Source organism: Pseudonocardia sp. T1-2H (assembly GCF_038039215.1).
Classification (GTDB): Bacteria; Actinomycetota; Actinomycetes; order Mycobacteriales; family Pseudonocardiaceae; genus Pseudonocardia.
The window spans coordinates 306,610-319,173 of record NZ_JBBPCL010000001.1; the positions used below are offsets into that span (position 1 = coordinate 306,610).

Annotated in this window: 6 protein-coding genes and 1 pseudogene; 5 read left to right on the plus strand and 2 right to left on the minus strand. The window is 75.4% G+C overall.

What is annotated here, in order from left to right:
- The first annotated feature begins 59 nt into the window (after nt 1–59).
- On the plus strand, nt 60–2,312 hold the full coding sequence (locus WBK50_RS01550; protein ID WP_341333889.1) for a carboxypeptidase-like regulatory domain-containing protein: 2,253 nt from the start codon (nt 60–62) through the stop codon (nt 2,310–2,312).
- 2 nt (nt 2,313–2,314) lie between these two features.
- On the plus strand, nt 2,315–3,175 hold the full coding sequence (locus WBK50_RS01555; protein ID WP_341333890.1) for an alpha/beta hydrolase: 861 nt from the start codon (nt 2,315–2,317) through the stop codon (nt 3,173–3,175).
- Here WBK50_RS01555 and WBK50_RS01560 read toward each other — a convergent pair.
- A complete protein-coding gene (locus tag WBK50_RS01560; RefSeq protein WP_341333891.1) occupies nt 3,172–3,867 on the minus strand; it encodes an acetoacetate decarboxylase family protein in 696 nt (231 codons plus the stop codon). The genes WBK50_RS01555 and WBK50_RS01560 overlap by 4 nt on opposite strands.
- A 343-nt stretch (nt 3,868–4,210) precedes the next feature.
- Between WBK50_RS01560 and WBK50_RS01565 the strand changes: the two genes are divergently transcribed.
- The 3 genes and pseudogenes from WBK50_RS01565 to WBK50_RS01575 all read left to right on the plus strand — a co-directional run.
- Nucleotides 4,211–9,526 carry a SpoIIE family protein phosphatase gene (locus WBK50_RS01565; RefSeq protein ID WP_341333892.1) on the plus strand — a complete coding sequence of 1,772 codons (5,316 nt, stop codon included), beginning with the start codon at nt 4,211–4,213 and terminating at the stop codon, nt 9,524–9,526.
- Between the two features lie 217 nt (nt 9,527–9,743).
- Nucleotides 9,744–10,313 (plus strand): cysteine dioxygenase, encoded by a 570-nt coding sequence (locus tag WBK50_RS01570; RefSeq protein ID WP_341333893.1) that lies wholly within the window; start codon nt 9,744–9,746, stop codon nt 10,311–10,313.
- Nucleotides 10,310–10,678, plus strand: a pseudogene (locus tag WBK50_RS01575) (rhodanese-like domain-containing protein); the annotation flags it as partial. The gene WBK50_RS01570 and the pseudogene WBK50_RS01575, both read left to right, overlap by 4 nt.
- Here WBK50_RS01575 and WBK50_RS01580 read toward each other — a convergent pair.
- Nucleotides 10,650–12,521 carry a fatty acyl-CoA synthetase gene (locus WBK50_RS01580; protein WP_341333894.1) on the minus strand — a complete coding sequence of 624 codons (1,872 nt, stop codon included), beginning with the start codon at nt 12,519–12,521 and terminating at the stop codon, nt 10,650–10,652. The pseudogene WBK50_RS01575 and the gene WBK50_RS01580 sit on opposite strands and share 29 nt — an antisense overlap.
- Between the last annotated feature and the right edge of the window lie 43 nt (nt 12,522–12,564).

The following is a 12,564-nucleotide window of genomic DNA, read 5'->3' on the forward strand; positions in this document are numbered from 1 at the left end:
GCCGACGGGTGTCGTCGTCCGCCGGGCTCGAAGGATCGTCTGGCGAGGAGAGAGCCGAGATGAGCACGCTGGCCCTGGTCGGTCTGATTCTCCTGTTGCTCGTGGTCGTGGGTGTCGTCGCGGCCGTCGTGCTGCTGCGCGGCCGGGCCTCGGGCGAGAGCACCGCCCCGCCCGCCGACCCCGCCGGAACCCCGCGGACCGTCGCGGACCTGCTGCACCACCGCGCGACCTCCGCGAGCGTGGAGCAGCCCGCCGCCGAGCCGGTGACGGTCGACGAGCCGGACGAGCGCCCCGTCGCGGCCGCCGCGGGGCCGGACGAGCCGCGTCCCGTCGAGGCCGCCGACGCGGGCGAGGCTTCCGTCGGCGAGCGCACCGACGTCGTCGCGGACCCCGAGGCCGCCGAGGAGCCCGCCACCCCCGCCGAGGACGAGCCGAGCCGTGAGCGCGTCGCCGCGCTCGCCGACGTCGACGCCGGGCCGGTCGGCCCGCCCTGGTCCCGCGGGTTCGTCGACGGCAAGCCGATCGAGTCCGCACCGCTGTCCTCCCGCCGCGCCGGCCGTCCGCTGCAGCCGCGGCCGGAGCCGCGTGCGGACCGCCGCGCCGCGGTGGATCCCGAGCTGGTCGCCCGCGTGACGTCGGTGCAGCCACTGCTGGCCCCGCACGCCGGCGCCGACGGGACGACGGTCGGCCGGGGGATCGTCAGCCCGGCCGTGGCCGAGGCCGTCGCCCGGGCGGAGGCGGCCCAACGGGACGCGGCGAAGGCGGAGGAGCGGGCGGAGGCGCAGGCGTCCGAGCGCAGCCGGACGCCCGAGGACCTGCCGGCACCGGCCGACCGGAGCACCGAGGTCTCCGAGGACCTGTCGGCGCAGGCCGCCGAGGGCCCCGGGGACTCGTCCGAGCTCGAGCCGCATCCGGCCCGGGCCGACGACCCGGCCGACGAGCCGCGCAGCACCGACGTCCCTGCCGCCGAGGAGAGCCACGTCGCGGACGCCGCCGGGGCGGCGGAACCGCCGAGCGTCGTCCCCTCCCCGCGGGAGCCCCGGACCCAGGACGAGCGGTCCCCGGAGGAGCGGCTCCGCGAGACCCCGCCGTCGCCGTCGCGGCCGATGCTCATGGCGATCGCGGGCGGGGCGCTCGGCGCCGCTGCCCTCGGTGTGGTCCGGGCGTCGGCGGAGAAGCGCGCCGAGCAGGACACCGACGGCGGCCCGGACGCCCCGCCGCTGGTCAGGCTGCACGCGGTCCCCTCGGCGCCCACCGGTGCGCAGGCGACGACGGGCGGGCACGGAGCCGGCGCAGAGCGGGACCAGGCCCCGTCCGACGTGGACCCCACGGACGGGCCGGTCGACGGTGCCGGCCCGGTCGCGGCCGCCCCGCCCACCGGCGAGTCCGCCGCCGAGGCGGGCCCCGACGCGGCGCCGGCCGACGAGCCGGTCATGATGGCGGCCCAGCCCGCCGGGAGCCCGGCGGCGGAGACCGAGGAGCCGACTGTGATGGAGGCGAACCCCGCCGGGGCCCCGCAGGCAGAGGCCGAGGAGCCGAGCCCCGCGCCCGCCACCGATCTCGACGGCACCACCGAGCCCGCCGGCGCGGAGGTCCCCGACCACCGCGCCGCCGAGCACGCGGCCGTCGATCTCGCGCTCCTGCGCACCCTCGGCTTCGCCGACCCCAACCCGCGTCCGGGGGCGATTCCGATCGTCGACATGTCCGGGCTGGAGGACGACGCGGACATCGACGAGGCCCGGGGCACCGAGGCCACCCCCGTGCGCTTCCACGTGGTCCGCCGCGACGGCATGCCCGTCGTCGACGCCGGGGTGACCCTGCTCGACGCCCGGGGCCGCGAGGCCGCCGGTGCCGCCAGCGACGTCGAGGGCCGGGGTGTCGTCCTCGCCCCGCACCCGGGCGCGTTCGTGCTCGTCAGCTCGGCGCGGGGGCACCAGCCCGGGGTCACGGCGCTGACCGTCGGGGCCGAGCCGCTGGACGTCGAGGTGCTGCTGACCCGCTCCGGTTCGATCGTGGGCGTGGTCCGCGGGCCGGGATCCGCGCCGGTCGGCGCGGCGTCGGTGACGCTGCTGCAGGACGGCGAGCTGGTCGCGGCCACCGAGTCCGGTGCCACCGGCGCCTACCGCTTCGACGACCTCGCCGCCGGCGAGTACACGCTCACGGCGATGGCCGCGCAGCACGTCCCCGCCGTCGGCACCGTCCGGTTGCCGGAGGAGACCGAGGTCGAGCAGGACGTCGAGCTGGCCCGCGCGGAGCCCGCCGTCACCCTCCCCACGAGCGGATCGGTGACCACCTCGACCCAGGCCGGCTAGGAATGGCCGCGGTGGATGTGCGGCGGCCCGAGGGCCGTCTCCCCGGTGCGGGCGGCGTCGAGCTGTTCTGGCAGGGCTGGCTCCCGGGCCGGGGCGCCGACGACACGGGCGAGCCCACCGGCGTGGTGTTGATCAGCCACGGCATCGGCGAGCACTCCGGCCGCTACGGCGGCCTCGCGGACACCCTCACCCCGGACGGCTGGGCCGTCTACGGGCTGGACCACCGCGGGCACGGACGCTCCGAGGGCCGCCGGGTCCACGCGGCCTACCCGGACCTGCTCGCGGACCTCGAGACCTTCCGCGCGCGGACGACGGCGCGCCACCCGGGCCTGCCGGTGTTCCTGCTGGGGCACAGCATGGGCGGGCAGCTCGCGCTGGCCTACGCCCTCGAGCACCAGGACGCCCTGGCCGGCCTGGTGCTCTCCGCGCCCGCGCTGACCAACGAGGTCGTGCCGCCGCGGATGGTCCCCCTGCTGAGCCGCCTGGCGAGGGTGGCGCCGCTGCTGCGCCCGGCCGGGATCGACGCGACGACGATCAGCAAGGACCCCGCCGTCGTCGCCGCGTACCGGGCGGACCCGCTGGTGCACACCGGGAACCCGACGCTGGCGCTCGGCGCGGGGCTCTTCGCGCAGATGGACACGCTGGTGGAGCGGTCGCGGGCGTTGCGGATCCCGCTGCTCCTGCAGCACGGCAGCGCGGACCGGCTCGTCGCCCCGGAGGGCACGCGGAGGCTCGAGGCCGCCCAGGGCTCCTACGACGTCACGGTGCGCTGGTACGAGGACCTCTGGCACGAGATCTACAACGAGCCGGAACGCGAGCGTCCCCTTGCCGACCTGCGGGAATGGCTTGCCGCGCACCGCTAGCGAACTTCGGCGGGCGCCATGTCGAACGCGACGTGGTCGATCACCGTCGTGAGTAGCGGACGCCGGGGGAGCCCGAGCTCGCGCAGCTGCGCCGCCATCGGGTGCCGGGCCCCGAGATCCACGGTCGCGCCGAGGCCGACCCGGACGCCGCTCACGCTCGCCGTCACCGGGCTCGCCAGGACCGCTCCGTCCCGCGGGGCGAGGGCCGTGACCGCGCCGGGGATCGTGAACGGGATCCGGAGCGGCAACGCGGAGATCGCGGCGGTGAGCACGTGCTCGGCGCCCTCGTCGAGCCGGCAGGTGCCGCGGCGCCCGGAGATCGACAGATCCGCGTGGCCGAGCCACTTCGGCAGCCCCCACAGCGCGCGCCCCGCCTCGAGCGTGAACTCCTCGGTGACGGGGAGCTGGAGGATGTGCAGGCCGATCTTGCCGTGGTGCCACGCGGGGAGCGCGGTCGCGACCTCCGAGTAGATGCCGAGATCGTTCACCCGGTAGTCGATCAGGGCGAGGAACAGCAGTGTGCGCCCCGCGACGGACACCGGTTCGAGCCCGCTGCCGGCGAGCTGGGCACGCGCCCGGTCGGCCCGCACCACATAGGTCGCGCAGGCGGCCGCGGCGTCGTGGATGCGGACGGGGAAGGTGACCCGGTGTCCCCGGATCTCCCAGCTGCCGTCGTCGAGCGGGGTGGCCACGACATGCATCCTGCACCTGCGGAGCGGGTCCGGCGAACGCGCCGCCGGTCCGCCGCGGGTCGCGGCGTGCCCGGCGGCCCCGGACCTGGCAGGCTGGAAGGGGTCGAGCCGACGCGTCGCGTCGGAGGATGGGCGGTTGCACGGTGAGCGAACGGGAGGTGTCGGGTTCTCCCGTGCCCGGCGGCACCGTCCGCGACCTGATGTCCGACGCCCGGTTCCCGCTCGGCCCCGCCCGGGACTGGCCCGCCGAGCTGCGGTCCGCCGTCGAGATCATGCTCGGCGCCCGGCACCCGCTCGTGATCTGCTGGGGCCCCAGCTCAGGTTCCTCTACAACGACGCGTTCGTGCCCGGCGCGGGCCGCAAGCACCCGGACGCACTCGGCCGGCCGTGCACCGAGGTCTGGCCGGAGATCTGGGAGCGCATCGGCCCCGCGTTGAAGCAGGTCCTGGAGACCGGTGAGCCGGTCTTCCGCGAGGACGACCGGCTCGTCTTGAACCGCAACGGCCGCCTCGAGGAGACGTACTGGCGGTACTCCTACAGCCCGATCCGCAGCGCCGACGGCACCCGGGTGCTCGGCGTCTTCAACGTGACCGCCGAGACCACCGCCCAGGTGCTCGGCACCCGCCGGATGCGGCTGCTGGGGCGCCTCGGCGAGGTCTCCCGGGACGTCCGGACCACGCCCGAGGCACTCGCCGGGATCGCGGCCGTCCTCGCGGAGGCGAGTGAGGACGTCGCGTTCGCGCTCTTCACGATCGGCGAGGGCGACGGGCAGCGGCTCGTGGCCTCGGCCGGCCTCGACGACCCGGAGCCGGTAGCCGCGTCCGTGCGCCCGCCGGCCACCCCGCCTCCCGGTGGCCCGGTGGTCGAGGAGCTGCCCGAGCCCGTCGTCGGCCGCGATCCGGACCCCGTCGGACGGGTGGTGCGCACCGTGCTGCCGGGGACCCAGGGCTCCCCGTCGGTCGGCGTGGTGCTCGGTCTGCCGCCGCTGCTGCCGGCGGACGACGACCATCTTTTCTTCCTGCGGCTCGTCCTCGGCCACGTCGGCACCGCGGTCGCGGCCGCGCGCACCCATTCCGACGAGCGCCGTCGGCTCGAGGCGATGGTCGCGCGGGACCGGTCGAAGACCGAGTTCTTCACCGGCGTCAGCCACGAGTTCCGCACGCCGTTGTCGCTGATCCTGGGCCCGCTGGACCAGCTGCGGCACTCGGCGGACGCGGAGGTCCGCCGGGGCGCGGAGATGGCGCACCGCAACGCCGAGCGCATGGTCAAGCTCGTGAACAGTCTGCTCGACGTGTCCCGGCTCGAGGCCGGGCACAGCGACGCCGGGTTCGCGCCCGTCGATCTCGGGACCCTGACCGGGGAGCTGGCCGGGCTGTTCCGGGAGGCGGTCGAACGGGCCGGGCTGCGGCTCGACGTCGACTGCCCGCCGTCGGAGCGTCCGGTCTGGGTGGACCAGGACATGTGGGAGAAGATCGTCCTCAACCTGCTCAGCAACGCGGTGAAGTTCACCTTCACCGGCGGGGTCTCGGTGAGCACGCGGATCGAGGGCGAGGAGGCCGTGCTGCGGCTGGCCGACACCGGCACCGGCGTCCCGGCCGCCGAGCTCCCGCACCTGTTCGAGCGGTTCCACCGGGTACGCGGCGCCCGGGCCCGCTCGCACGAGGGCAGCGGGATCGGGCTGGCGCTGGTCCGTCAGCTCGTCGAGGTGCACAGCGGGACCGTCGAGGTGACCAGCACCCCGGAGGTCGGCACCACGTTCACCGTGCGGCTGCCGCTCGGGTTCGCGCACCTGCCGGTCGAGAGCATCGGGTCGCGCACACCGGTCACGCCGCGGCCCAGCCCCGCGACGGCCGAGCCGTTCCTCGCCGAGGCGCTGCGTTCGATGCCCGGCGGGAGCAGCGACGAGGCCGGCCCGGACCTCGCCGCGACCGTCGACGCCGTCGGGGCCGGCGGCCGCAGCCGCGTCCTCGTCGCGGACGACGACGCGGACATGCGGAACTACCTGCAGCAGCTGCTCTCCGAGAACTGGGTGGTGCAGGCCGTCGCGGACGGCCGGCAGGCGCTCGAGGCGGCGCGTGCGGACCCGCCGGACCTGGTCGTCGCGGACGTGATGATGCCCGGCCTCGACGGGATCGGGCTGCTCCGCGCGCTGCGCACCGACGCCCGCACCGCGGGCCTGCCCGTCGTGCTGCTGTCCGCCCGCGCCGGCGAGGAGGCCGCCGTCGAGGGCCTCGACGCGGGCGCGGACGACTACCTCGTCAAGCCGTTCTCGGCCCGCGAGCTGCTCGCCCGGGTCGCCAACCACCTGCAGCTCGGCCGCGTCCGACGGGCCGCGGAGCTGCGGTTCCGCGCGATGGCGGACTCCACCCCGGCCCTGATCTGGGTGGACGACGCCGGCGGACACCGGATCTTCGTCAACCGCGGCTGGCTGGACTTCACCGGGGTCAGGGACCCGGCCGGCGAGCTGGGCCTGGAATGGCGCGAACGCATCCATCCCGAGGACCGCGAGCGTTACCGGACGGTCGTCGAGGCGGCGTCCCGGGCCGGCGCACCGTTCGAGGTCGAGTACCGCCTGCGCGATGCGGACGGCCGTTACCGCTGGGTCCTGGACCGCGGGACGCCCGTGGGCGGGGACCGCTCCGCGGGCTACATCGGCGGCTGCCTGGACATCGACGCCCAGCACGTCGAACGCCGCCGGTACCCCGTCTTCGCGCGGCTCGGGGACGTGCTGGACCGCGAGCTGACCAGGGTGGACCGGCTGCACGCGCTGGCGCGGACGCTCGTCGACGAGGGTCTGACGGATGCGGCCCGCGTGTACGAGGGCGGGACCGAGTCGCCGGTCGTCCTGCGCGCCGTCGCCGCTCCCGACCCGGCCATCGAGGCGGATCTGTGGCCGCTGAGCGGCTCGCCCGCGCTGACCGAGCACGGCGACGCCAGAGAGACGTTCCGGCTCGGGCCCGACGAGATGCGCGCGGCGCTCGAGGGCGTCCCGCCGGAGGACGCCGCGGTCTGGCGGCGGCTCGGGGCGCACTCCGCTCTCATCGTCCCGCTCCGGGCCCGGGGCGCCTGGCTCGGCGTGATCGGCGCGGTGCGCCTCGGGGATACGCCTGCCTTTGACGACGCGGACGTCGACATCATCACCGAGATCGCCCGCCGGGCCGGGGTCGCGGTGGACAACGCGCGTCTGCTCGAGCTGGAGCGGTCCAGCGCGCAGCGGCTCGGGCTGCTGCACCGCGCGACCGCGGAGATGTCCGCGGCGGCGACCCCGACCCAGGTCGCCCGGATCGCGACGAACCACGTGGTCGCGCTGCTGGGCGCGCCGATCGCGGGCACGTTCGAGCTGCGTGGCGAGCTGATGGAGCCGCTGGCCACCCATGGTTGGCAGAGCGACGTGGCCACGACCGTCCCGCTCACCGAGCCGCTGCCCAGCCGGGACGCGGTCCGGCACCGCACCGCGATCTGGCTCCGGGACGCCGGCGAGTGCCGCGAGCGGTATCCGGCCGCCGCGAAGTACCTGGAGGACGGCGGCCCGGAGGCGGCCTGCTGGCTGCCGCTGGTCGTCGGGGACCGGGTGCTCGGCCTGATCGGGGTCGCGTTCCACGACCGGCGGGAGTTCCCCGAGACGGACCGCGAGGCGGCGCTGGCCGTCGCGGAACTGGCCGCGCAGGCCCTGGACCGCGCATTCCTGCTCACCGCGGAGACGGACGGGCGCCGGCTGGCCGAGCGCCTCGGCGCCGTCGCGACCGCGCTGTCGCGGGCCACGGACCTGGACGCCGTCGCCGCGGTGATCGTCGCGCACGGCATGTCCGCGGTCGAGGCGGAGGCCCTGGTCGTCGTGGCCGCGGACGACGAGGGCGTGCTGCACCCGCTCGCCGCGGACGGCTGGGACGCCCCCGGGTCGCCGCTCGCCCCGGATGCCACGCACCCGCTCGCGGGCGTGGTGCGGACGGGCCAGCCGATCTGGCTGGCGCAGAACCCGCCCGAGCCCTTCCCCGCGCACACGGCCGTCCCGCTGCTGGTCGGGGGCCGGGCGATCGGGGCCGTCGGGTTGCGGTTCGCCGAGCCGCCCAGCTTCACCCCGGAACGTCGCGGCTTCGTCCTGACGCTGGCCAGCCAGTGCGCGCAGGCCGTGCTGCGGGCGCGGCTGCACCAGGCCGAGCACGAGGTCGCGGTGACGCTGCAGCGGAGCCTGCTCCCTCAGCGGTTGCCGGACCTGGACCGGCTCGCGATCGCCACCCGCTACAAGCCCGGCACCGAGGGCACGGAGGCCGGCGGGGACTGGTTCGACGTGCTGGACCTGGACCACGACCGGGTCGCGCTGGTCGTCGGGGACGTGGTGGGGCGCGGGCCGTCCGCCGCCGCCGTCATGGGGCAGCTGCGCAGCGCGCTCGCCGCGAACCTGGTCAACGGCCAGTCCCCGGCGTCGGCTCTCGAGCAGCTCGACCTGTTCGCCCGGCGCGTCGAGGGTGCCCGGGCCAGCACGGTGGCCTGCGCGGTCGTGGACTGCGCGACCGGTGAGCTGGTCTACGCCTGCGCCGGGCATCCGCCGCCGCTGGCCGCGGGTCGCGACGGCGGGGTCCGGCTCCTCGACCGGGGCCGCGGCACGCCCCTCGGGGTCTCCGGCCGGCCGCCCTTCGTCGAGTCGGCGGCCCGGATCGAGATCGGCGAGACGATCCTGCTCTGTTCCGACGGGCTCTTCGAACGCCGCACCGAGGTGATCGACGACGGCCTGGCCCGGCTCGTCGAGACGTTCGGCCCGCTGGCGCACGTGCAGCCGCGGGACATGGTGGACACCCTGCTGGACCGGATGCTCGCCGGGTCGGGGGCGCCGGACGACACCGCCGTCGTCGTCGCCCGGTTGCTGCCGCTGCCGTTGCGCGAACGCCTGCCCGCGGACGCCGAGCGGCTCGCCCCGCTGCGCCGCCGGGTCACCGCCTGGAGCAGGGACTGCGGGCTGGACGCCGACGCCGTCACGGACCTGCAGCTCGCGCTCGGCGAGGCGGTGACCAACGCCGTCGAGCACGCGTACCTGGGCGGCCGGGCCGAACCCGCGGACGAGGCGGTCGACGTCGTTCTGCAGGTGCTGGAGGACGGCTCGGTGGAGGTGCGGGTCGCGGACCGCGGGGTGTGGCGGCCGCCGCCGGAGGACCCGGGCTACCGCGGCCGCGGGCTCGCGCTGATCCGCGAGCTCGCCCACGACGTCCGCGTCGAGCCGGGGGAGAGCGGGACCGTCGTGCGGTTCCGGGTGCCGCCGGTGCCGGTCGAGCACCCGCCGGCCCTGCCCGGGACGGCGCTCGGGGCGGACGGCGCGGAGGCGCCGGCCGAGGGGCCCGCGCGGTTGCGCCGGTGGGCGGACGAGCACACGGTGCGCCTGCACGTCGACGGCGACCTGGACCTCGCGGGCGTCGCGTCCGTGCGGTCGGACCTGCTCGCCGAGCTGGACGGGGGCCGGACGCTCACCCTCACCCTCGGCTCCGACTCGTACGTGAGCAGCGCCGGGATCGCGCTGCTGTCGGAGGTGGCGCAGCGGGCCCGCGCGGCAGGGGGCGAGCTGACGGTCGTGACGCCGTCGGACAGCCCGTCGCGGCGGATCCTGGTGCTCGCCGGGCTGGACACCGTGATCGGGCTCTCGGCGGGTCCCCGGGGCGAGGACGGTTAGCCCTGTCGGACATTTGGTCCTGGTGGATTCCCTTGCTCCCGGCGGCTGGGACCGGGTGGCACCGGCGGCCCGCACTGTGCTCAGATGAGGGCATGCGTCCGCTCTGGAACCTCGGCCCCATCTGGGAGTCGCGGCGTGCGGACCACTTCGACCAGTGGTGTCGACGGGCGAGCTGACCTTCTCCCCTCATCGCCCGCAGCACCCTGGAGTACGTCCCGTGTCCCTGCACGCCGCGCGCGCCGTCGCGCCCACACCGCTCGACCTGACCGACCTCACGGACCTCACCCGCCGCGTCGCCGCCGAGGTGCTGGCCGGGGAGCACGAGGTGCACGTCGACCCCGAGAACCGGTGGTACCGGCGCCTCGTGGGCGACGACTACGTCGACGTCTGGCTGATCAGCTGGGCCCGGGAGAAGGCCGCCGAGCTGCACGACCACGCGGGCTCGCTGGGCGCGCTGACCGTCGTCTCCGGGGAACTGCTCGAGCAGCGCTGGGTGGCCGGGACGCCCGGGCGCCCGGCCGGGCTGCGGGAGCGGACCCTGCGCGCGGGCCGCGGGGCGACCTTTCCGCTCGGGCACGTGCACGAGGTCGTCAACACCTCGGACACACCCGCGATCAGCGTGCACGCCTACTCGCCGCCGCTCACCGTGATGTCCTACTACGCGGTCGAGGAGGGTCCGGCCGAGCAGGGCTCCCGGCTGCGGCGCACCCGCAGCGAGCTGACGAGGGGCGAGCCCGAGCCGTTGCCGATCGTGTCCCCCTCGCTGAGCGGGGCGACGACCGCATGAGCCGCACGATCGCCGAGGTGCTGGCGGACGCCCGGGCCCGCCTGGACCGGGTCGGCCCCGAGCGCGCGGCGGAGCTGCGCGAGCAGGGCGCCGTCCTCGTCGACACCCGGCCGCAGTGGCAGCGGGACGACGAGGGCGCGATCCCGGGGGCCCTGATCATCGAGCGCAACCACGTCGAATGGCGGCTCGACCCGTCGTCGGACGCGAAGATCCCGGAGGCGACGGACCACGACGTCACCTGGATCCTGTTCTGCTCCGAGGGCTACAGCTCCAGCCTGGCGGCGGCGAGCCTGCAGGACCTGGGCCTGCGCAACGCCACGGACCTCGACGGCGGCTTCAAGGCCTGGGCCGCCGCCGGCCTCCCCACCACCCCCGAACCCCCGCGAGTCGCGATCTGGCGCCCCGCGAGTCGGGGTCTGGGGCCCCGCGAGTCGGGGTCTGGCGCCCCGCGAGTCGGGGTCCGGCGGCGGCCGGATCGACTCCGGTCAGGGCTCGTAGAGCCGGTCGTGCGCGGCCCGCGCCGTCCCGCTCTGCACCCGGTCCTGCGCGACCGCCCACCGCCGGGTCTCCCGTCCACACGGAGCCGGTGGTCGGCATTCCCCAGCTCTGCAGCACGCGAACCGCGAGGCGATCATGTGGCCAGGCCGGCGTGTGTGGCGCGGCTTCCCGCTTGAGGATCTTGCCGCTGGGGTTCTTCGGCAGCTCGTCCACGATCACGACGTACTTCGGCGTCTTGAACGCCGCCAGCCGCTCCCGGGTGTGCGCGATGATCTCCGCGGGCTCGATGCCCGCGCCCTCCCGCAGCACCACGGCCGCCGCGACCGCCTCGATCCACTCCGGATGCTTCACGCCGAACACCGCGACCTCGGAGACGGCCGGGTGCTCGTAGATCGCGTCCTCCACCTCGCGGCTCGCGACGTTCTCGCCGCCCGTGATGATGATGTCCTTCTTGCGGTCCACGATCGTCAGATACCCGTCGGCGTCCATCACGCCGAGGTCGCCGCTGTGGAACCAGCCGTTGCGGAACGCCTCGGCGGTCGCCTCCGGCTTGCCCCAGTAGCCGCGCATCGCGTGCGGCGTGCGGTGCACGATCTCGCCGACCTGCCCGACGGGCACCGGCTCGTCGTTCTCGTCGTGCAACCGGGTCTCGACGTTCAGGCTCGGCCGCCCCGCGCTGCCCGCCCTGCTGATCTGCTCCTCCGGGAAGAGCACGGTCGCGTTGGGGGCGAGCTCGGTCTGGCCGTAGTAGTTGAAGAGCCGGATCCCCGGTAGCCGCTCACCCAGCTCGGTCAGCACCGCGACGGGCATGATCGCCGCGCCGTAGTAGCCCTTGGCCAGCGACGACAGGTCGTACCTCTCGAACGCGGGGGAGCGCAGCAGCCGGATCCAGACCGTCGGCGGGCAGAACATCTTGGTGATCCGTTCGCGTTCCACCGTGGACAGGATCGTCTCCGGATCGGGCGAGTCGACGATCACGCTGGTCGCGCCGAGGTAGACGTCCGGCGTGAGGAAGTCGTGCAGCGCCGCGCAGTGGTAGAGCGGCAGGGCGTGCAGTTCGACGTCGTCGCGGTGGTACTCGCCGTCGACGATGTCGCTGACGTACTGGGCGATCAGGTTGCGGCTCGTCATGATCGCGCCCTTGGGCGCCGAGGTCGTGCCGCTGGTGTAGAGCAGCTGGACGGGGTCGTCGTCGCCGGTCTCGACGTCCGGCTCGGTGTCGTCGGGGTGGGCCAGCAGGTCGGCGAACCCGGTCCAGCCCGCCGCCACGCCGACGACGATCCCGGTTGCGACCGGCACCTCGGCGGCCTCGAACGTCACGATCAGCGCCTCTTCGACGATCGCCGCACTCGCCCCGCTGTCCTCCAGGGCGTACCGCACCTCACCCGGCGTGAAGTTGAAGTTCACCGGCACCGAGATCGCGCCGATCCGGGCGAGCGCGAAATACGCGACGACGAACTCGTAGGAGTTGTGGGAGAAGATCGCCACCCGCTGGCCTCGTCCGACGCCCCGAGCGGACAGCGCGTTCGCCACGCGGTTGGCGTCGGAGTCGAGCTCGGCGAACGTGCGCCGGGTGTCCCGGTGCACGATCGCGAGCTTGCCGCCGTGCTTCTTCGCGGTCCGGGCGAGCAGCGAGCCGATGCTCTGCCGTCGGGCGCGGGCGACGTCCGCGGTGTAGGGCGGCAGGTACGTGTCGAGATCGTCGGTCATCCGGGCTCCTCGTCGAGCGGCTGCTACCGGATCAGTAGACAAC